Source organism: Bradyrhizobium sp. ORS 86 (assembly GCF_045571475.1).
Classification (GTDB): Bacteria; Pseudomonadota; Alphaproteobacteria; order Rhizobiales; family Xanthobacteraceae; genus Bradyrhizobium.
Genome location: NZ_CP120699.1, coordinates 2,461,065 through 2,482,338 on the forward strand (window position 1 = coordinate 2,461,065; position 21,274 = coordinate 2,482,338).

Below are 21,274 nucleotides of genomic sequence, written 5' to 3' on the forward strand. Positions count from 1 at the left end.
ATCTCCTATCACGACATGATGCAACGAAGATGCAACAGGGAAGCGCCGATTGCGCTCTCGCGTACGCTTTTGCTCCTCGAGCCACCTGTCGCAACTTGTCCCACAACGTCCGGCGATCGCTGAAGACGATGAAGGCACGCTATGCCACGAGAAGAAGGCGGGCGTAGAACGATCGCATTGGTCCGTTTCGTACAAAGTGCGCATCCAACTGCGAGCACAATCTGTCAATATAACCCTGCCAGCGGTGTACGAAATGTTCTGCGCCGCGAGATGCGTGGTGAACTGCGCTCTCGATCAGACGGAGCCGACACATTCCATGTCGCGGGACTTGTCCAATATCAAACTCATACAGGTGTGCGGTGATTGGTGGAGTTTGCTGTCGCCTACCGAATGGCTTCGTGCCAGTGTGTCTGGCGCGGGTTCTAACCCGTCTCAGGCGGCGATGCTAGCGAACGAGCTCCGCCGAACGCAAGATGGCGCAAGAGATCGATCTCGATTGGAGCTGCGGGACCAACGATTGTTGAGGCCGCAGAGAGCGGGTCTATCGCAGGTGGAATGAAAGTATTCGAGAATCGAAATACTGACACCGTTGCTTGATCCACCATGCAATCTTCATCCTAGGGAAGCGAACGTGACGGCATACCGTGGACCTGTCTTTGACATGGCCGTGAAGCAATTCGAGGTCATCGCAGATTATCTATGCATACCGCAGGACGCGAGAGCTCGGCTACTGATGCCAAAGCGCGCGGTCACGGTCTCTTGTCCGATTCATCGTGATGACGGCACGATGGCGGTCTTCGAGGGCTATCGCGTGCAGCATCACCTAACGCTTGGCCCAACGAAAGGTGGTACGCGCTTCGCTGCAAGCGTTGATCTCGGCGAAGTTGCGGCACTCGCCATCTGGATGAGCTGGAAGTGCGCACTGGTCGGATTGCCCTATGGTGGCGCGAAGGGAGGAATCAACGTCGATCCCTCAAGCTTGTCCAAGCGCGAACTTGAGGTGCTTTCGCGTCGCTATATGCAGGAGATGATTCCGTTCGTTGGACCGCATACAGATGTGATGGCGCCCGACATGGGAACCAACGAGCAGATCATGGCCTGGTTCATGGACACCTACTCTATGTATCAAGGGCAAACAGTCACGGAAATCGTGACGGGAAAGCCCGTCAGCGCCGGCGGAACATTGGGACGTCGTGAAGCCACAGGCAGAGGCGTCGCTCATTTGGTTCATCGTGCCGCAGATGAGCTTAAGATCCGTCTCAGTGGTGCAACCGCGGTCGTACAGGGGTTCGGAAATGTCGGTTCGATCGCCGCGCTCGAACTGCACAATATGGGTGTGAAAGTGATTGCGGTAAGCGATCACACCGGCGCGCTATATCGGCCCGCGGGCCTCGACATTCCCCAGTTGGTCAGGCATGCAGCCTCGCGAGGGAGCCTGAACGGCTACTCCAGCGAACTTGCTTTGGACTCAATGGAGATGCTGACGTTGCAGTGCGATGTGCTTGTTCCAGCCGCCGTGGAACGGGTCATCAACGGCAAAATTGCCGGTAACCTGCGTTGCCGGATACTTGCTGAAGGAGCGAATGGTCCGACCACGCCAGAGGCCGATCGAGTTCTCGAGAAGCGTCAGAAGGAGATCTTTGTGATCCCGGATATTTTGTGCAACTCAGGAGGTGTGGTGGTCAGCTACTTCGAATGGGTGCAGGACCTTCAGCGATTGTTCTGGGAGGAGGAAGAGGTGATGCGGCGAGAGTACCAAGTGCTCGATCGCGCGTTTGAGCGCGTATTGTCGCGAAGCAGGCGAGACAAGATTTTCAACCGGAGCGCCGCTATGGCAATTGGTGTGGAGCGGGTCCGTGGTGCAAAGGACACGCGTGGACTGTTTCCGTAGCGATATCCGAGCACCGAATTGACTGAGCGCGACGCAGCCGCGAGAGACTCTCAAGTGGAACGGCCAGCGACCGTGCTCGCGTGTCGTTTGGCGACCGCGATGACGGCAGGCATGTGTCGAGCGGTTACGACCGCACCAGGGCGGAGCACGGTCGCCCCGGCGCTCTGCTCCTTCAGTCCATTTGGCGGTGCGTCGGGACACAGTCAGAGCCATATTATGCTGATGCAATGTCTGGCGCATCCGTACGATACGCATGATGAATGGGTCCAGATGCGGCACGGCTCAACCCGAGTTGCCGTCGGCGACGCTTCCGCCGCCGCATGCGCTGGCTCAGGCTTCTGTTGCGGCAAATCCTGTCTCGTCCCGCCGCCGCGTCCTTAGTCGTTGCTCCGGCCTGAAATCAGGGGCTTTCGCCGACGATTGCCCAGGCGCAACCGAGGGTTGAGGTGCCGGTGCTTGTCGGAGTCGAGGAGCGCGCTCGTCGCACCAACAGAGTCCAGAACGCCTCTCAGCCAGCCTGCCGTCATCCGAGACGGCAGACCCAGCAGCGGGGGCTCACCCTTCTCCTCGCGTTAGTCAGCTTCTCGAAAGCCAACCTTCCTAGCATTCGAACCTGGTCTCTAGGTGTCGATGCCGTCCATGACTGAACTGGTCACAAACCTTGGGGTACCCGCTGGGCGGATCGGCGAGAAGCTTAGTTCTCATAACAGCGAGGAGGGCAATATGGATTCCAATCGGATAAGCGGTACCGGCTCGCCAGCGGCGCCAACGCGGTATATTGGCGCACAGGAGGATCATAGTCTTCTATTTGGGCAGGCTCTGAATGAAGCCAAGTCATCGTCTGCCACGCCTGGAAAGCCTCCGATCTGGAGTTCGAGCACTCCATACGGGAACTTCTCTCGCGATGGCTACACTTGGAACAACGACGTATGGGGCGCGGGCGCCGGACCTCAGACGATTTCTGTGCGTGCGGTCAACCAGTGGGGCGTGTGGTCGAACCAGCCTAATACCGGGGGAATCAAGAGCTATCCGCACCAGGCTTTCAATGTCGGGAAGCCGCTGAGTTCAATCAACACGCTACGCTCGAGCTTCAATCAGGGTGTTCCTGCCGGCGGCGCCTGGGACGTTGCCTACGATATCTGGGACAGCTCAAACCAGTATGAGATAATGCTATGGACAAACTACACCGGAAACTCGGACGGCGGCGGCAACGTAAAGCCCATTTCATATCATTACTCTCCTTCGCGGGCGGCGATCCCGGTCTATCGAAATATCGATGCAGGCGGGGCGACTTGGAACGTGTTTGAAGGCTTCAATGGTCACAAGGTCATCTCACTCCTTCGCACTTCGAAGACCAACAGTGGGACAGTGGACATCAAGAGTATCCTGGAGTGGATCAAGTCGAAGGGCTACTTTGGCGACATAAACGTCGGTAGCGTCCAATACGGCGTCGAGATCACCTCGTCCCCAGGCGGAATGAACTTCAATTTCAACGACTGGACCGTGACCTCAAAATGAGGATCCACGGGCCGTGAGGTGACCTGCGCTTATCCAGTCGTGACCATGCGCCGTGGCCTGCCTCGTTCTGGCTGCGGGGATCGATGCTCGCCCTTTGACTTGCCGGAGGGGTCTCCACACCGCACCCCATGCCCTCGGGCAATGCGATTTCCGTTCTTTGGCGCGAAGCCGGATTGGAGGGATCGCCGGAGTTACCTTCAACTGGCTTAACGTTTTGGCATACCGCCAAAATGAAGCCGAGCAACTCGCTTGCCATCGCCGCAACTGCAGTTGTCTTGGCGTGCCTTCCATGCGAGGTCTTTGATAATTTGCTGCGCGTCCGCTCAACGGGTCAAGAGACACTGACCAGCGCTGGCTCTGCTGTGACGACGCCACGCAGCATCCAGCAAGCTCTCAGACGGCAACGGCTCTAGCTCGTCGCAGAGCCGTTGGCGCCAGTGGCTCAGGTCCGAGCGCACCTGCGGGAACCCGTGCTGAAAGAACGTATGCTTCCGACCCCATGTCGACCAGCAACTCCCTTGCTTAGGCCGGGCCACATCGCGTCGTGAGCAAGGCCCGGCAATGCACAACTGGATCGTCCCAAGCCTGCGAGACTATGCTGTGAGTGTCTTCGGCAGGGTTTATCGCTCCCGCTGCGTGCCGTTCGATCGATCACCATTTCTGCCACGCCGTCACTTGCACATCGCTCTTGAGCGGGCCGAAGGGTCTCCATGGCCCGGCCCGCGTTATTTGATCCGCTGATGAAAGTCGAGCGCCAAGCGGCCGCAGCAGTATCGATCCATTTGCGGCGTTGGGCTTCGTGTGAACCTGTGCCGGCTCTAATCGGGAGCGGGAGCGCGGCCGCACGTGCACTGACTCTCGACTGATCGTTGCTGCAGGACCACCTGCTTGGCAGCCCTTGAGAAGCGGCAAGCGTATTCTTTAGTTCTGACGATGGAGAAATTGATGGACGCAGGACAGGCACAGCGGAGTGCAGGTTCTTCCCCGAACACGTTTGAAGAGGGGCCGCAGGAAAGTTACCTCGGCGGCTCCACCCGAGCCGTGGCGGATTGGGTCGAAGCCTTGACGGGGTATCAGACCTCCGCCTTCTCGCGCGAGCGAATCCTGAGAGACTGGGCTGGCGAGGAGGGGCTGGGCGAAGCCGAGGATCGGCAACGGGGGGGGTCACGAATTAGGGCTTCAAACAACATCGGCTCGCGTTCGGTGGATTTGTCATCTCTGTCCCTGACCGCTTTGCCCGCCGCCCTGCCGCGAAGGTTGCTGCAACTTCGCGCCACCCACAACGAGCTGAGCAGCCTGCCCGCTGGATTCCCGCCCGGTCTCCGACAACTTCTCATCAGCCACAACCGTTTGACCAGTTTGCCGGACACCCTTCCGGCGAGCCTCGTTGAGCTGGACGTGAGCGATAACATGTTGGGCAGTCTGCCGGCCACTCTGCCGGCTCAGCTCGAAATCCTGAGCGCAAATAACAACCAGCTAAGTAGCCTGCCCGCCTCTCTTCCGAGCACACTCTCCTCGCTCGCGATTAGCGGCAATCAGCTGACCGACCTGCCGTCCCTCCCATCGGGGCTCATCGAGCTCGACGTCAGCGGCAATCAATTGACCGACCTTCCCGAACCCCTTCCGAGCTGGCTTCAATCGCTCAATCTCAGCGGTAACCGCCTGACCAGCCTGCCTGAGGGGCTTCTTGAGGGCCTTCTACTTAGTTACCCGCATTTGGCGAACCTCGAGTTCGGGGATAACCCACTGCCGGCCGCCGTCCTCGCTCATCTGGCGGCTGAGGCGTTACCGCGGCTTGCGCAGCCGTCTCTGGACGAGGCGGCCGCGAACTGGCTCGGGGACGACCCGGCGGCACTGGCCGAATGGCAGCACTTTGCGGATGAGCCAGGCGCCCAGGACTACGCACGGTTTCTAGAGAGGCTACGAGGAAACCGTGAACTACCGCAATGACGCATTTCGGCAGGCAGTGGCTGATGATCTGCGGCAGGCGACGACCAATCCGAGATTGCGCGAGCTGTTTTCGCACAGGCTTCCGAGGCCAATGAGAGCTGCGAGGATCGTGTTACTTTGCACTGGAACGGTATGCGGACCGCGCGCCTTAACGCTGACGTCGAGGCCGGGGTATATGACGATCGGCTTGCCGAACTGATCCAACATGGCCGTGTTGCGTTCCGCTTGGAGGCGCTGGACCGGATCGCGCGCGACAGGGTCAACTCCGACCCGAGCATAGACGACGTCGAAGTCTACCTGGCCTATCAACATCTGCTGCGCACCCCGCTCGAGCTCAGTCACGTCGCCCCTGACATGCGTACAATCTGGATGGGAAGCGCGCGAGCAGGGGCTTGCGCAGATTTGGAGCAGCTCCCTCTTCGCGTATCGTCCTGGATGATGCCAATAGTCGGCTGACCGTCCCGGTGGCGAGCGTATCAAGCGCGTCGGCGCCTTGACTGCGTCAAGCGGGCGGACGTTCTGGCCCAAGGCAATAGTGCAGCAAGCTGTTGCACAAATTCGCCATTCGACACGCCTCAGCGAAGGCGCTCATGTCTTTAACGTTTCGGGCAGACAGCCTGGTCAAACGAGGCCGAAGTCGTCTTCGGCCGGCCTCCCTCGCTCCCCTTGCCATCTGGGATGTCAGACATACTGCACCAATTTGAGGTAATCGTCCGTGAGGACTGGTGAGCGGATGGAAGAAGCCGCGTCGTGAAGGAAGGTATTCAGAGTCCGGCGAGCGCGAATGCGGTCTTCGAAAGATAGCCGCTTCGGCGCGCGAGTACGGAGAATCGCTAATTCGGAACTGACCAGGTCCGCTGCGGCCGCCGAACAATCTGAGGCCGAGAAGCAACCGGCAGACATGACAGCTTGTGCCAGTCCGAGTGTGGTGAGCCAACCCGCATAGACGAGTACGGCGCCGTCTGTCTCATTGAGCCCAGACAGATCCTCAATTGCAGCAGCGTGGACTTGTGCCGCACCGAGAGACCGAAAGAGAGCGGCTATTTCGTCACGTGTGGCTCGAGAGAGAAGGCAGCGGCCGAGATGTGATAGCAGCGTCTCGGTCGGACCTTCGAAGATGCGGAGAATGCGTGCGTCTCGATAGATCTTAGCGACAGGCGTTCCCTCATCGTAACCACGTCCGCCCAGCAGTTGGACGCATTGATCAGCGACGAGGCCGCACCACTCCGACGACAAAACCTTCGTTGCTGACGCAAGGTGGACGTTGGGTGCGCCCTGCGTTGAGACAAGTCGGCAGGATGCAGCCAGCATTGCCTTCACGATTTCCCGCCGCAGTACCATCTGTCCAAATAACTGCTCGATATAGCTGTTCTCGAGCATGCGCAGCTTGCCTAGTCGACGATGGCTTGCATATGAGGCTGCGACCTGGATGGCGCGTTCAAGCGCTCCAAGGCCCATGGCTGCCACACCGATGCGCCCGCGGTTCATACTGGATGCTGCCGCTCCCCAGCCGTCCTGATCGCGAGAGAGCACGTAAGCACTCGGCAGCTCGACGTCGTGGAACTCCAGGGTATTCTGAATAATTCCGCGTAGACCGAGCGTGCGATGCTCGTGCGTGACCTTTAGGCCAGGAGCCTGCCTATCAACCAATACGCCAACGACCCGGCCTTTCGCATCGGGACCGGAAGCGCGCGCAAAGCAAACGATCCAACGAGCCCAGTCAGCGAGGCCGATCCAAATTTTGCGGCCAGAGACGCGAACTCTATCTTCGTGCATGAAAGCCGAAGCCTCTATATGTCGCGGGGCGGAGCCAGCTCCAGGCTCTGTTAAAGCGAAAGCGCAAAGGTCGCCGCGTGTTGCGCCCCGCATGACCTGCCTCTGTCCAGGGATATGCGGTGCCGCTTCGATGCAGGGCAAGGCCAGGAAGTTTTGGATCACGAGGGTAGAGGCAGCCGAGACATCGAAGGACGCAGTGGCGGAGATGAGGTCGATGGCGTCTTGCAGGGGAAGAGCTAGCCCGCCATGCTCTGTTGGTGTCGTGAGCCCGAATAGCCCATGCTTTGCCAATACGCTGTGCAGGGTCGGAGGGAATGCTCGACGGTCATCCGCGTCTGCGAAATTCAACTGACTGAGGTCATCGATCAAACGGGAATATAGGGCAGTAGGTGCACCAAGTTCAGACGTGCGTTCCTGCGCCTCATCGCATAAGGGATAAGCTTGAGTGTACATAGCCATAAGAGCAGAATGATTGCGTGCGCGCTTCGTGCCAATCATCCGCGTGGCTAGCTCGTATAGACATTGGTATAGATGGATGCCAGCGTAACGTAAGCAGGCTATCCCGGATCGGGATTTATCGCGAATGCTGCTGGGCTGGCTTCAAGATGCCTCTTGCACGACGAACCTCAGCGTGTTCGCGACCGCGCAGTACCGCACGGTGCGCACCAGGGGCTCGTTGTGCAGACCACCGCCAGGCTGATGGTGTGATCGCCGCGTCAAGGATCTGGGGCAGCTCAAAGACACGGATCAGTTGCCGAAGCTCACTGCAGACGTCAGATTCGGATGTCGGCGAACCAGCCGCCTGAATAACCTCGTCACCTAAGATCCCGTATAGAAACCAGCGAACTGATTGGCGGCCAGCTCAAGTGCAAGATATTTATCGCAACTTCGTGAATCGCTCGACATGCCCAATTGCCATGGAGGCCTGTGGCCACGCGAAGGTTGATTACGTCGAGCCACGTAGTATCAGAGTGATGGCAGAAGGCTGGGAGGATCCGAACTATTGGGCGAGGTGGACGTGCGTACCGTTCCTCACTCGTCAGCTTCTCGAAAGCTCCCCTTGCAAAAATCTAGCCGAAACGACCCAACTCGATCCATGCCGAGATTTCATTGACGTTATGATCTCCTGCGCGAGCAACGACTATTGGAGCAACAACCGGGTGACTTTGACGCACACTATCCGCGGGCGGCGGCCGACGCCATTCCCCCGAGCGCCTCGGCGCGCTGTCAGCGCCGCTTCGAGGTCTGCGCTGATCACCTCATCCTCCGACTTCACCTCGCCCCGAGCTGAAGTGCTGGGTTCTTCACGGACGACCAATGAGGCTGGTCAGCTGATCGACAGCTAAGCCCTCTAGCATACGAACATCTCTATCCAGACAAGGGCCAAGTTTGATGGGCTCACCAAAATCTGGAAGAGAAGGACCTGCCCCCCCCTCAACATACCGAACCGTTCGAGAAACCAGATCCGATCATTTTACAGACATTTGCGCGCGTCTCGATTTCTGACTCGTGACTCGCTCAAATCGGATCAACTTTGTTGGATTGATGTCGATAAGGCTACCAAAGGAAAAATGGAATGGACCCATTTCACAATGTCGACCCATCCGCGGCTCGGACAAATTACGTCGAGTCGCAACAGGAAGAGACAGGGCAAGCAGACTTTGAGCGGCGGCTTAGAGAGCCTCAGCCAATCCTTCGAACATCAGCTTCACCCGGGGCTGGATCGACCCGCACTGTGACGGAAGGCAATGTGAGAGCGCAGTCTATCCAGGAGAACGAGCGGTGCGCAGCTGCATCCTTTGTCAGAACGCGCGCTCAGCTTGCCGCAACGCTGACCTGCGCAAACGTTGCGGAACTCAGAAGAGAAATCGAACTTGCTGCGCAAAGATCAGCACAATGGTCAAGCGCGACTAGGCCGTCAGCCAGCGGCGTCGATAGTGGTCGCGTTTACGACGACGTAGTGGCATCGTCGTACGCGGAGCTGCAGCGCTTTCAAGACCACGCCAGCCATTGCAAGCCACATGTGCTGGACCGTCAAAGCGCGTTGGACCATTTGCGTTCCATGGCGGCTTTGCGTTTCGACGCCGCTCCCTGGAATATTTGGGGAGGCCAACAACTTGATCTGGGTCGCGCAGCGGCAGAGCACATGAGAGGGGACACCAATTCTTCACCTTTTGTATCACTGTCCGAGGACGCTTCACAACTGCTCGTTTCGCCGGACGATGACGACGGGTATGGCGCCAAAGCAATCGCGGAAAACGCGAACGAGTTGCACACTTACACGGTGCCGAGGGTCACCACTTGGACGGCCGAAGAGATCGTCAGGATTCTTGAGGACGGGACTGAGAATGATGAACCCAGTCTAGCATGGGTGAGCGATACCCCAACTGAGGAGCGGGAGGTACTGTTTCTGGGCGGGAATCTGGATGACTATCGGACCGCTAGCGAATCGAATCCATACAGAAAGTCAGAGACAAGAGGCTGAGGTAGAAGATCCAGAGAGGCGATATGTCTTGTTGCGATGCTCGAAAAAATCGGAAGCAGCGTTTGCGGCATCTATGATAGTCCGATCGAAGTGGCGAGCGGTGGAGCTGGCCGCGTACCGCACTTCGACAATCAGAGTTTCCCCCGAAGCCTGTACCGTTTTCAGATTCGCCGCGCTTGTCGTCGGACTGAAGACAGGGTATTTCGCTCGCCAAGATCCCAATATAGCACCGCTATAGTCTGCAGAGCTTCATGCGCGAGTCTGACGGCAATGCCAGCAGAGCAACAACGAGCTTCGCGCGACGGTGACGCAGTCATCATTGCACGAGGTGTCGCAGACCAATCTGACGACGGTCATGCGTGGCGACGACTATGCCGGTTCGCAGATCCTTTTCTCGTTTGAACCGATGGAGGCCGGGCCCCTGCCGCTACACGAGGGCGTCGCAGGCTGGTTGAGCAGGTCTCCAGCATGGCCGTGTCATATTCCGTTTGGGGGCGCTGGACGAAATAGCGCGCTAGTGCGCCAGAGGGTAGCCCTTGGCCGGTCCGAGCCGATCAATGATATCGAGGTCTACCTCGCCTACCAGACCCCGTTGCGCGAGCCATTGGAGCTACGTGCGCTTTCTTACTGTCTCTCACGTCGCCCGAGACGACGTTGCCGGGGCCATGGCGACGGTGCCGGGCGAGGAAGCTAGAGGCTTTGCGGACTATTTGGCTACACGTTGGCATCCTTTGGGCACCGTGCTGAGGCGCATTGCCTCGGATGACCATGCAGAGATGGAAGATCGGCTCATCGCGCGATGGGCGATGAGTTTCAAACTCGCCTGAACCAGCGGCTCGCTGAAGAGGGTCTGACGGGCGACGCCGCTGCCGAGCGGACGCTTGACCTCAAATCGTCAGTGAGATCGCCCGGGAAATCAAAAGCAAGGTCATGCTGCCGGGCGGTTGGGAGGCTTAGTGTCGAACTGTAAAGATCGGCCAGACCCATGATACAGATTGCTGTCATGAGATCGCACCCCTACGCAATGACGGCCCTGCCGAGGTGATCGGCTACGGAGGCATCGTCTATCGGCGATGCCATCGTTACTTAAAGGGTGATGGCGACTGAAAGGTACATGGCTGCGGTACGCCTATGTAAGGCTTCGTACCGCAGTTGTACCTTGGCAGGAGCGCCTCGCCATCCGCTTTGAAGAGGAGCAGCTCCGACCTCATGGGCCGAAGGAACTTAAGGAAGAACGAAAAGCCCCAGCACGTTCTGCGAGCCGTGGAAGCCAAGGTGCTGAGGCCGTCGTAGCCTTATCCAAGAGATGCAAACGGATAGGCGGCGTCATTGTGCATCGCGAAGTCGATTCATCAAACCGGCGGGGATGATTATCTCGCTGGCTTGCCAACCATCCGAAAGCCAAGTCTCGCCGGACGTTTGCCCGTTGGGTTCACGGCGGACACAACCATAGACCCTTCACGCCGAGCGCGACGACACCGTTTGGCTTCTGCCCTGAGATGAACATCCTGAACTTGTAGTCGGGTGGCGCATCGTGGTCGCGATAGCCTTTGTCGAAAACGAGGCGCTCGATGATGTTGCCGATCAGCGCCTCCATGTCCGGATCACGGTTTTGAGCGTGTGGCCGTCATAGGGGTTGCCGGGCAAGGCCTTCACATGGGTGACGAACTGGCCGCCGCAGGCCGGCGATAGCGTCGTGGCGACCGAGACCTTGACGCCGAACTCGTAGGGCCGGTGCACCTTGCCTTGCCGATGCACTCTACCTCCGGCGCGTGCAGCGAGTAGACCTTCGGTCCTCGCTGGCGCTGCTTCTGGTCAAGCACCCCTCGCGCCAGCGCCAGCATGCGGTCGAGCGCGATCTCATGAAGCAAGCCGACGCTGCCTTCGAGCTTGCGGGTGATATCGCGGATGACGCGGCCGAGATAGGTTCGCAGCGTCCTCAAGGCCCGGTTGGCGCGCTTGAACTGCTTGGCGTGGGCATCGCGCTGGTGCTTGATCAGGGCGAACTTGCCCATCGACAAACATAGTATGGTCGGTGAGCCCGCCAGCCACGGTTGAGGCGACGCCCATGGCCCCGCTGGAGCTTGCCGAACGGGTCGCCGCGAACGCGCCGCTGACAAATTTCGCGGTGCTTCAGGCGTTGCCGATGATCGCGGAGGCCAATCTGCAGACCGGGCTTTTGATACAATCCCTGCGACCGTCGCGCAGAGCGACAAGGAAGCCAAGCGGCGCATCCACGCGTTCCTTGATCGCAAGACCGCTAAGGTGAAGCCGACATGAGCGCAAAGCCTGATAGGCCTTCGCCGCTCGCCGGCGCGCATTTGCTTCGTCCGATCTCGTTCGGCAATCCCGAGATGACGGTCGAGCGTCGCGCCGACGGCACGATCTACCTTCGTCCGAGTCCCACATTCGCAAAGCCGAAACCGGAACGCTCGTGGTCTATGCCGACAAGATCATTCGCAAAGAGACGAATTCCGAGACCGGCGACGAAGCCGAACGGGCGATTCCTTTCATGAAGGGCTACACGGTCTTTAACGCTGAGCAAATCTACCAAGGGATGTGCAGGGTAGGTTCTGAACGTCGGTCGCTCTGAGGTTGGCAGTGCCGCTATTCGAATTTAGTTCTATGGGCATCGCCGCAGTCGCGTTGGCCGGCGGCGGCGGAGCAATCGCTGCCCCCCCATAGCCGGTAGTTTGTACCTGCCGCTGAATAGTTAAGATACTAGGAAGACCGTTCAATGATCAAGCGACGGTCACGCCGAGCTATCCCGCCGGAGCGCGCAATGCATTCGCGAAGGAAGCCTCTTGTCTTCGTGATCAATTGAGGGAGCGCTGATGATGCAAGTCACCGCTTTGGCTACTTCCGACGCGTGCGCGACGAACCGGGGCGATGCGCAGTTGTCCGATCGACCCGTAGCGATTCGGCATCTTGCCGTCATCCTCGACGGCAACCGGCGGTGGGCGGAACGACTCGGCCTGCAGTCGATCGAAGGCTACCGGGCAGGGGGACGCAACGTTCATGCCCTGTTATCGTGGTGCAGCGAGGCCGGCATTCCGATAGTCACTCTATGGCCGCTGTCCGCAGAAAACCTCACTCGCGATCCGGAAGAACTGCACGCACTGCTGACCGTCATCGCCGATGTTTTTGAGGAACTTGCATGCAGCCACCTCTGGCACCTGCGCGCGATCGGCGACCTGTCCCGTCTTCCGCCCGATGCGGAGCGCCGCATTCGCAACGCCGAGTGCCATACTGCAGGCATTGCCGGGCTCGACGTGAACATCGCCGTCGCATACAGCGGCCGCCTCGAATTGCTGCATGCCATCAGGACGCTGATCGCGGACCACCTCACGGCCGGCACCGTGGACACGCTGCAAACTGACCTGGGTCCTGAATCGATCGCGAGCCGGCTCTATACGGCAGGGCAATCCGATCCGGATCTCGTCATCCGGACGTCCGGAGAGCAGCGGCTGTCGAACTTTATGCTTTGGCAGTGTGCGTTCTCCGAGTTTCATTTTACGCCGGTCTGTTGGCCTGATTTCAGCCGCGCGGATTTCGAGGAGGCGCTCACGGTCTATCGGTTGCGGCATCGCAGATTCGGGCAATGACGTCTCCCTATCCCGAAGGATGGTTCGCGATCCTGGCCAGCGACAAGATCCGGCCGGGCGAAGTCGCCGCCGCGGGTCTGATGAACGAGGACGCATGCTCTATCGTACAGACGCGCGGGTATATGTGACGTAGTGTCTGCACCTCGACACGCATTTGGGCTACGGCGGTTGCGTCGACGGCGAAGATCATCTCGTCTGCCTGTTCCACGCATTCGCATACGACAAGCAAGGCGCATGCGCACGCACGGGGCGCGGCGACCGGCCGCGGCGCGTCTCGCTCGGGCACCGCCGGCCCGCGCACGAAGTCAACGGCCTGCTGTACATGTGGCATCGCCATACGGGCTCGCCGCCGGCGTAGAAGCGACAGAATCGACAGTAACGATACGTCCCGGAGATCGCATATGAATCAATCGGCACATCCGAGCAATCCCGAAAGCAGGCTCCTCCCCAACAGCACACTGCTCGGCAGCAAGCTGCGTCTTCCAGCGTTTTACTATCCGTTTCCGGAGGAGCGCGATCCGAATACCGACGCCGTGGAAGCGGAAGTCGTGGAATGGGCGGTCCGCTATGCGCTCGTCGGGCGCGGCGGCAAGGGTGAAGCCATGCTGCGCGGCCTCGGCCCAGCCGACGTATGCGGCCGGATGTATCATTGCAGGAACCGCGAAGCATTCCTGGCTGCATCGATCTGGAGTGCGTGGATGTTCCTGGTGGACGAGCACTTCTGCGAGACCGGCGCGTATCACGGTTCGCCGGGCCGACTTGCACAATTCCACCTCTGGCTAAGGGCGATCTTGACCGATCCGGGCGGATACGACTGGCGGTCGATGTACCGGGAGATTGTCCGCGGCCTTCCGGCTGAATATGCCGAACTTTGCATCAGGACGGGAGAGGCGACCACCGACATGGCGCAACGCATCGAGAAGGTGAGCAGCCCGATGCAATACGTGCGCTGGATGGAAAGTATGACGTGCTATTTTCTCAGCACCATCTGGCAGCTGGGACTCGACATGAGCGGGCCGCCGCCAAGTGTGCAGGAGTATTTGCTCGGCCGGGCCAGCTTTTCCGGCGCGCCACCTACCTACGCGCTGGCCGATATCGTCGCCGGATACGAGGTGCCGGCCAACGAGCACCAGCGCGTCGAGGTCAGACGGCTACAGACTCTCGTGGGTATCGTCCTTGGTCTATGCAACGACGTCATGTCGTTCCCCCGCGAAATCGGCGTAATCTGGAATCTGCCGAACATCCTGATCGCACAGGGCATGTCGCAACAGGAAGCTATTACGAATACGGTGCGCATTCACAATGATGTGGTCCGCGAGTATCTCGACCTGGAGGCGCGGATCACGCCTTGGTCGGGTGCCGAGCTTCGGCGTTTCCTCCACGACATGGGCACGCTGATGCGTGGTCACTACGACTGGGCACGCCAGCAGAAGCGTTATGCCGCGACTGACAACTATTTCTTCGATGCTCCGGTCGAACCAGACGAATTTCGGGCCGCCTGAACAGGCCAGCGCACGGGCGGTCGGACGTCAAAGATAATTGAGCAGGGACGGCATTGTCTGACTGCGCTGTTCAACCTGACTATTGATACGGGCGGCGACGTCACGCCGCCATCATGTCAAACTCGACATGCACGCGGTCATAGGGGAATTCCACACCCCCACTTTCGGTGCGCTCCAAAATCCCCGCAGCAGGGTCACGTCAGAGTGGAACCCCCTTGAAGTCACGATCGACCCGACGTGCGACTTCCCAGATCGTCAGGGGGCCGGTTCCGGTCATAACGCGCACAATTTCCATGCGTTTGGGCGCAAGCACTCGCCAAAGATCGCTGACGCTCTCGAACGAAATTCGGTCGTCGCCGGCTTTACGCTGCCCGTGCGCACTCGCCAGGATGCGGCGCATCACGTCGCTTTGTGTCTCGACGCTCAGGATAACCGTCCGCATGCTCTATCTCCGTTTATTCACGTCGCGCGAAAAATCCGCCAGCAGCCGCTCCAGCCCACGAAACGCATATGGGCTTTCCTTGCCATCCAGATGGCGATGATCGCCCTTGCCGCGTTCATTGTCGTAACGCACGCGTCAGACGCCGTTCACCACATAGGCGAGCTGAACTGAAGCGCTCATTCACGATGTTCCAGTCGATCAGCGCTGCCGACCGCACCCGCGGATGACCCATGTCGATGATCTGATCAAGCGGCGGAAGCAACAAGTCTTTCTGGCGATCATCCCGCGGCTTGCTCATCGCAATTCGCAATGTCGACGACGCCGTCAGGGAATCACGAATCGCCCAAAAGCAAAACCAAAAACGCAAGAAAGCGAGGTCCAATATCCCCCTTTCCTACAAAATTGAATGCTACATCAAGACCAATTCTGCTTATTTCTCAGATCAATCCGCATTCTTCACGGACGACTCATTGCTTGAAGAAAATCCAGTCCTTGCGACTGTACCGAGCGGCGAGGATTCGCGCGGGCGCGCGGCGCTTGTCGCCAACAAGGCCCGCGCGGTGCACTTCGAGCCAGGCATCCGCAACACACCGCGAATAGCCTAAGCTCACATCACTAAGGCGCCGCGCGACCGCGAGAATTGCCACCAACCCCGGTAAGGCTACGAACGATTCGAGTTGCAATGAAAACCCTCGGCGGCAAGAACCGGCGCGCCGCCGCCTCAGCTCGGAAAGACAAAATGGGCATTGGCGCTTGCAGTCAATGCGCTACAAGATCGGCCGCGCTCAACAGCTATATCGCGGCGATGGCAAGTTCTAGCCGGGAATGTAGTCCTGTTCCCTGCCAGCATGCCACCGTGCTCGAGTCGGTCGAAGCCGTGTGGTGCGGCCTGCAGCGCAGCCGAACAAAAGAATGGAATTGCAGCGATCTCCCCAGTCGCCATCTTGGACATGAAGAAATTGCTTGTCCATCTCATCACGGAAGGTGACGTAGGGCCGTTGGCAGCACACGTCGGGCCTCGAACCAATGCAACTCACTGGTCCGGTGCGGACGACATAGTCGGGGTTAACACGTGATGTTCGATGCTCCGAGAAATGCGTCGGCCATTTCGGAGCGGAGCAGACGCAGACCATAAGCAGCGTCGCTCGTTCTGCGCGACTTAAGATCAAGGCGGCCGCGATGTCCGAGCTTATCCATGCCGTAGATGGACCCAATCAAGAAAATCAATTTTACCACTTGTGGCGTAGTCATATAGTCCTTGAAGGACGGCTGGGGCCAGCCTAGGGAAGCGACTCTCGAATGAAAAGATTCGTGTTTGTGACTGCGAGCGCCCTCGCGCTTGGAACGGCGGCGGTGCCGACTTTTGTTGCGAAGGTTGCCGCGCAACGGGTCACCACCACGGTGCAGGTAGCCGATACGTCATATCCTCAATGCGCGGATGACCCGTTGGACGGTATCTGCGATCTCTTCTTTTGTTTGACCGATCCGTCGTGCGTGCAGCATTAATAACAGAAAACAAACCAAGCAGAGAATAGGATGGAGGTCTCGTGCACCGGCCGCTCGCGGGGACAGCGGCCGCGTCCTCTTCGCGTACGAGGGTGCGCTGCTAGATGGTACAAGGTGCGCCATCTTCAGTGTCTTCTCAGATGACAATTCCGCCCGACTAAGCCCACAACATAAGAGACAGCAAAGTTTGCGGATACTGCCGTTACTTGGGCATGTTGGTACTCGCCCGGCACTGCGGTCGGGCTGGCCGAGAGCGTAGGTGTGCGTAAGGACCCCTAACGTCCGGACCGTTTCCCGCGCTGGCCATTCCGATCGAGAGCGCCCGGCCTTCCCAACGATACTCGATTGTGCGCTCAATAATCATATTTAAACACCATCGAGATCGCGCGCGCTCTTGAGCGGGCTTTGCTGTGACACCGGAGGTCGGAGGCCAATGGTGCTTTCAGAAAAGGAATGGACAGCGTGAAAAGGGATTGGGCAGGCGTCACGCCCCGTACGGGCTGACTACATCAAGCGGGATCTCATCGAGCCCCGCTGGATTGGCTCCCGGCCGTAGCGCGAAGCACTGAATATGCGCCTCGCCGGGCAGGATGCCTCCCGGTATCAGACCGGGTGCTCGCCGACTCGCAAGATGAGCCGGACCTCCTGTCGCTTGCAATTGCGGCCAGCGCAGTGCTGTTGAGCGCACTCGAGTGCGCGCCAGATCGGAGCGGAATTCCCATCGAGACAGACAAAACCGTTCGATGGCCGGAATCTCAAACAGTCCAGGGCACTGCTGGATGATCAGGCACAAATCCATCCAGGACCGCCTCGATTGCCCGAAGGTTCTGGCTGGGTCTGGCGTCGGAACAGGCGCCAGGATTCGGCAGCACTAGCGCAAGATTGAAGATGCTTGTGGAGCGCGAGCTTGCCTGTGACGAGGTCCTGGTCGGCTTACTTCATCATCGCCTCGACTTCCGCACGAAAAGCCTGGCGCGAGGCGTCCCGTGAATAGAACATGTGCCCGCCCGGAAACACCATAAGTTTGACACGCGGTGTGGAGGCAAATGGCGGCAATTGATCAAGCACGATCTGTGATCCGAAATACGGCGTGACGAGGTCAAAAAGGCCATGCGCGACCAGCAATTTCATCTTGCGGTCCGTTGCCAGGATCTGGCGCAGCTCCGAAAGAGACTCCGGAGGGCTACGGCCGAAATCCCAAGCCGGCCGGACCGTGTCGTTGAGCAGCTCATAGGACCCATCCGGTCGCCAATTAAGTTTGCGCGTGAGGAGATCGACGGTGGCGCTGGTCAGAGGCGCCAGGAGCGTATCGCTCGAGGGATCGCCGGACAGCTGGAAATCGAACTCCGGATATGGATCGAGGCCACGCACTGAGGCGTCATAATTGCCGATTAACTTGCCGTTCTTACGGTCGAATTCACGGCGGAACTCGGCGAGCCCAAAGCGGCCCGCGAGCCTGCGACTGACCGCTTGGTCGATGCCGGTCAGCGCCGCGGCCTTGTCGGCCAGACGCGTGGTCGCTTCCTTATCCGCCTGGCCTTTGATGAGGTCGACCAGAAATTCGCCGCGAGCATAAGCTTCTACGTCGGCGAGATCGGCTCGCTTCACCGGGCTCTCGGCTTCACGCATGGTCGCGACATAGCTTGGTAGCCTTGCGACGTATTGCAGTAGGCTCGTGCGGGCAAACTGGCTGTAATCGAATGCTGGCGAGACCATGATCAGGCCCTTGATGCCTATGCCCTGCCGCGTCTGCAATTGGTGGGCAACCTTTGGCCCGCGAATGCCGCCATAGCTTTCACCCGCGAGATACTTCGGCGACAACAGCCGGTCATGCTTTTCGAGCCAGCGGCGAACCACCAGCGCGAGCGCGTTGACGTCGCCCTCAACGGAATAGAGCCGCTTGCGCACATCCTTGCCGGTCCCCACGAAACGGCTAAAGCCAGTGCCCACGGGATCGAGAAACACCAGATCGGTGAAATCGAGCCAAGTTTCTGCGTTTGGCCTTACTTCCGGCGATGTCGATGGCGTGACCTCGTCAGCATTGATTGGCAGCCGCCACGGTCCGGCATTGCCGAGCTGCAGCCAGGCCGATGATGAGCCCGGTCCGCCGTTGAAGAAGAATGTTACCGGGCGAGTGCCGCGATCGGTGCCGTCAAGCTGATAGGAGGTGTAGGCGATGTCGGCCTGCGGCTTGCCCTTATCGTCAAACAAGCGGATGGAGCCAGCGGTCGCGATGAAAGAAAGCGTCCGCCCAGGGAGCTCAAGCGTATGCCTGGTGCTGGAGTCCGGCGGCAGGCGATGCTGCTCGGTCGCCGACGGCATACTCGGCGTCTGGCCGGCGCCACCATTCTGGCCGTCCGCCGTCGTGATCTGGGTAGGCGGCGGCGGATCTGCGGCACGCGCGCTCCCCATTACACCGCAGGCAAACAGGATCACCGCAAGAGACGTGCGGTGCGGCGCGGTCAATTGCATCGAGTTGCTCCTGTCCCGACGCGCACTTTGGTGCGCGTGGCGTCTGTCAAACCAGCTCTAACCACTAGCTCAGGCCGGAAAGCAACAAACCTACTAGATCCAGTAGTCATCACCATCGTCAGATGCTCTATCAATCACGATGATAACCTGTCGCTGGTAGGCGACGAATCGAATGGGTGCAACGATCGAATAGGTTGGATGAGAACAGCCAGCTACAGCCGATCCGTACGAAGGTGACATTTGGACCTGGCCCGTGGATCACCATACCGGCGGACGGCTTCTGCAATCGTCGAAAGAGAAAGACCTGACAGACGACCGCGCTCGATCACAGGTCGGAGGGCTTGCACGACGGCGGCAACCGCAGAAGCGGCCTACATGAAGCACCGCTAAACCGACAACCGCCAGCGGTTAGCACCGAATCCCCGATCGCTTGTGCGAACGGCCGCCGGACCAGAAAGCGCGCCGACTATCGTCAATCTGCCGATCGTCTTGCCGACGAGCGCGGCCGTCGGGGGACCGACTACGATTGCGGAGTGTTCGTGGTGGATGGCACGCGGGCACTGGTTCGGCCGATTGGCGCAAAGACGACGGCCAGCGGTCCCACATCGACAACCTCCGCGCGATCGGCGACCACTCCAAAACCTAGTCAGGGCTCATCCGGCTTGGACTGATCGAGCTGGCTGGAACGGCTCTCGCCGATAGATCGGCAAAGCGCCGTACATAATGGTTGTAGACGCGGACCGTCTGGCAGTCGTAAACGGAAGGGGACCGGCTCGTCGAGCGGTCCGAGGCTCGGACCTGCCGGTTCAAAATTAGATCGTGAGTGCCCTGGCAATCACCGTCGAATGGACGGCGATCCTTTGGCCCATGCACAAATAACGCGACCTCATCGCGGCGAGGTCGCCCCCGATGCCGCGTCACTTGGCGAAACGATTGTCCCGTTTGGGCAAGGGCGCATGCGCCATAAAGAACGTGTACAGCAGGCAAAGATCAATCAGCATCGTGGCTGCCATGACGCTATAGGCCCATGGGCTTTCCATCAGCTTCAACTCGATCAGCACCCGCGATAAACCGAAGCCCACGACCCATGCATCGAAGCTCATGCAGATGCGGCGGAAGGTCTCCGCATCGATCCGCCGGATGATATAGGATCCCGCCGGGATACCCAGTACGACGCTAGGAACAAAAACATAAAGCAGGCTCGCGCTTTCCGAGACGAACAGGCCGAGCTTGTAATAGACGATGGCAGTCACGCTCGATTCCACCACGCGAACCAGCGCAAGGCCGGCGCGAAACTCGTTCTTGACCAAGCCCTGGTTGTTGAACAGCATCGCCAAGGGGGGGCCGGAGATAGTCGTCACGGAATAGAGGACGCCCAGCATCGAACCGAACGGCAGACCTATCAGCCAGTTCGCCCTGATCGAGCGCCGCCACCCCGCCGCCTGCAGCAAGATCAGGGGCAGAATACCTAAGTAGGTAGCGAACTTCATCCAGCCCGGCTGAAGCGAGGCCAGAACATAACCACCAATCGCAATGCCCGGTAAGAGCCCGAGCAAGATGGGAAGCACCCGTTTCCAAACCGCCCGGACACCGTTCAGATTGATCAAGAGGACGTAGAAGTTGACGAAGACCTCGATAATGACGATCGCGGGATTGAGGATACGATTGGTGTAGACAATGAGGGCAAGCGGTACTGTGAGGGACGAAAAACCATAACCGATGGCTCCGTTCACAAAGGCCGCAAAAAAGGCCGTTGCGGCCAGAAAGATCGCGGCGGCATCGAAAGGGGGCATTTCGTTAGCTTCCAGTTTCGGCGTGGCGCCGGACAATGCGTTACGCCACCAGGACGTGAGTCTTCATCAGGCTCGCAGCGGCTTCATATCACTCGCAAATCAGCTCCGGTTGGCCTTCAAAGTAGCGGGGGCTGCAGTCAAGCACCGAGCCTTAATAGGTGCGCCCGCTGCCAACTCCAGATCGATCGCAACATCCCGGGAGCCGTGCGGTGTTTCCCACTACCTGACCAGGACAACTCAGCCAATATGGGGCGATATCTTTTTTTATTGTTTGCGATCGAACCCTTTACAGCCGTCCCTCGTATCGAAATCTCCAGATCGAGCTGTTACGGCC

13 protein-coding genes and 4 pseudogenes are annotated in these 21,274 nt (G+C 59.2%); 11 read left to right on the forward strand and 6 right to left on the reverse strand.

Annotated features, from left to right (window positions below):
• The first annotated feature begins 631 nt into the window (after nt 1–631).
• From P6U25_RS11065 to P6U25_RS11075, 3 genes and pseudogenes are all read left to right on the forward strand, one after another.
• Nucleotides 632–1,891: a Glu/Leu/Phe/Val dehydrogenase gene (locus P6U25_RS11065; RefSeq protein ID WP_280973050.1), complete on the forward strand. Its 1,260-nt coding sequence runs from the start codon at nt 632–634 to the stop codon at nt 1,889–1,891.
• A 639-nt stretch (nt 1,892–2,530) separates the two neighbouring features.
• A complete protein-coding gene (locus P6U25_RS11070; RefSeq protein ID WP_407151254.1) occupies nt 2,531–3,409 on the forward strand; it encodes a glycoside hydrolase family 12 protein in 879 nt (292 codons plus the stop codon).
• Nucleotides 3,410–4,354: 945 nt separating this feature from the next.
• A pseudogene (locus tag P6U25_RS11075) lies at nt 4,355–5,719 on the forward strand (NEL-type E3 ubiquitin ligase domain-containing protein); the annotation flags it as partial.
• 321 nt (nt 5,720–6,040) lie between these two features.
• Here the strand turns inward: P6U25_RS11075 and P6U25_RS11080 are convergent.
• Nucleotides 6,041–7,633 (reverse strand): acyl-CoA dehydrogenase family protein, encoded by a 1,593-nt coding sequence (locus tag P6U25_RS11080; protein ID WP_407151255.1) that lies wholly within the window; start codon nt 7,631–7,633, stop codon nt 6,041–6,043.
• A 1,462-nt stretch (nt 7,634–9,095) separates the two neighbouring features.
• Between P6U25_RS11080 and P6U25_RS11085 the strand changes: the two genes are divergently transcribed.
• The gene (locus P6U25_RS11085; protein WP_407151256.1) at nt 9,096–9,620 is read left to right on the forward strand and encodes a hypothetical protein; all 525 of its coding nucleotides are present in this window, start codon (nt 9,096–9,098) and stop codon (nt 9,618–9,620) included.
• A gap of 1,486 nt (nt 9,621–11,106) precedes the next feature.
• On the opposite strand, the pseudogene P6U25_RS11090 reads toward P6U25_RS11085, so the two are convergent.
• Nucleotides 11,107–11,641: pseudogene (locus P6U25_RS11090) on the reverse strand (IS5/IS1182 family transposase); the annotation flags it as partial.
• A 56-nt stretch (nt 11,642–11,697) separates the two neighbouring features.
• Here P6U25_RS11090 and P6U25_RS11095 point away from each other — a divergent pair.
• From P6U25_RS11095 to P6U25_RS11115, 5 genes and pseudogenes are all read left to right on the forward strand, one after another.
• Nucleotides 11,698–11,900: pseudogene (locus tag P6U25_RS11095) on the forward strand (enoyl-CoA hydratase); the annotation flags it as partial.
• Nucleotides 11,901–12,024: 124 nt separating this feature from the next.
• A pseudogene (locus P6U25_RS11100) lies at nt 12,025–12,168 on the forward strand (ArdC-like ssDNA-binding domain-containing protein); the annotation flags it as partial.
• 286 nt (nt 12,169–12,454) lie between these two features.
• Nucleotides 12,455–13,225, forward strand: coding sequence for a polyprenyl diphosphate synthase (gene uppS, locus P6U25_RS11105; RefSeq protein ID WP_280973044.1), 771 nt, complete (start codon nt 12,455–12,457; stop codon nt 13,223–13,225).
• Nucleotides 13,226–13,379: 154 nt separating this feature from the next.
• The gene (locus P6U25_RS11110) at nt 13,380–13,583 is read left to right on the forward strand and encodes a hypothetical protein (protein ID WP_407151257.1); all 204 of its coding nucleotides are present in this window, start codon (nt 13,380–13,382) and stop codon (nt 13,581–13,583) included.
• A 43-nt stretch (nt 13,584–13,626) separates the two neighbouring features.
• Nucleotides 13,627–14,727 carry a terpene synthase family protein gene (locus P6U25_RS11115; RefSeq protein ID WP_407151258.1) on the forward strand — a complete coding sequence of 367 codons (1,101 nt, stop codon included), beginning with the start codon at nt 13,627–13,629 and terminating at the stop codon, nt 14,725–14,727.
• Between the two features lie 199 nt (nt 14,728–14,926).
• Here the strand turns inward: P6U25_RS11115 and P6U25_RS11120 are convergent, their stop codons facing one another.
• Complete coding sequence (locus P6U25_RS11120; RefSeq protein ID WP_407151259.1) at nt 14,927–15,169, reverse strand: hypothetical protein; 243 nt, start codon at nt 15,167–15,169, stop codon at nt 14,927–14,929.
• Nucleotides 15,170–15,172: 3 nt separating this feature from the next.
• Nucleotides 15,173–15,301 carry a DUF6516 family protein gene (locus P6U25_RS11125; RefSeq protein WP_280973040.1) on the reverse strand — a complete coding sequence of 43 codons (129 nt, stop codon included), beginning with the start codon at nt 15,299–15,301 and terminating at the stop codon, nt 15,173–15,175.
• A gap of 158 nt (nt 15,302–15,459) precedes the next feature.
• On the opposite strand from P6U25_RS11125, the gene P6U25_RS11130 reads away from it, so the two are divergent.
• Together P6U25_RS11130 and P6U25_RS11135 are read left to right on the forward strand one after the other, a co-directional pair.
• Nucleotides 15,460–15,774: a hypothetical protein gene (locus P6U25_RS11130; RefSeq protein ID WP_280973039.1), complete on the forward strand. Its 315-nt coding sequence runs from the start codon at nt 15,460–15,462 to the stop codon at nt 15,772–15,774.
• Between the two features lie 694 nt (nt 15,775–16,468).
• Entirely contained in the window at nt 16,469–16,675 is a 207-nt protein-coding gene (locus P6U25_RS11135) for a hypothetical protein (protein ID WP_407151260.1), read from the forward strand.
• 933 nt (nt 16,676–17,608) lie between these two features.
• Here the strand turns inward: P6U25_RS11135 and P6U25_RS11140 are convergent.
• Complete coding sequence (locus tag P6U25_RS11140) at nt 17,609–19,147, reverse strand: S10 family peptidase (protein ID WP_280980478.1); 1,539 nt, start codon at nt 19,145–19,147, stop codon at nt 17,609–17,611.
• A 917-nt stretch (nt 19,148–20,064) separates the two neighbouring features.
• Nucleotides 20,065–20,976, reverse strand: coding sequence for a sulfite exporter TauE/SafE family protein (locus P6U25_RS11145; protein WP_407151261.1), 912 nt, complete (start codon nt 20,974–20,976; stop codon nt 20,065–20,067).
• Nucleotides 20,977–21,274 lie beyond the last annotated feature (298 nt).

What these genes read in the sequence shown, in the direction of transcription:
- P6U25_RS11140 (WP_280980478.1), bottom strand. Translation starts at nt 19,147, where the DNA reads ATGCAATTGACCGCGCCGCACCGCACGTCTCTTGCGGTGATCCTGTTT.
- uppS (WP_280973044.1), top strand. Translation starts at nt 12,455, where the DNA reads ATGATGCAAGTCACCGCTTTGGCTACTTCCGACGCGTGCGCGACGAAC.
- P6U25_RS11070 (WP_407151254.1), top strand. Translation starts at nt 2,531, where the DNA reads ATGACTGAACTGGTCACAAACCTTGGGGTACCCGCTGGGCGGATCGGC.
- P6U25_RS11115 (WP_407151258.1), top strand. Translation starts at nt 13,627, where the DNA reads ATGAATCAATCGGCACATCCGAGCAATCCCGAAAGCAGGCTCCTCCCC.
- P6U25_RS11135 (WP_407151260.1), top strand. Translation starts at nt 16,469, where the DNA reads ATGAAAAGATTCGTGTTTGTGACTGCGAGCGCCCTCGCGCTTGGAACG.
- P6U25_RS11080 (WP_407151255.1), bottom strand. Translation starts at nt 7,633, where the DNA reads ATGATTGGCACGAAGCGCGCACGCAATCATTCTGCTCTTATGGCTATG.
- P6U25_RS11120 (WP_407151259.1), bottom strand. Translation starts at nt 15,169, where the DNA reads ATGCGGACGGTTATCCTGAGCGTCGAGACACAAAGCGACGTGATGCGC.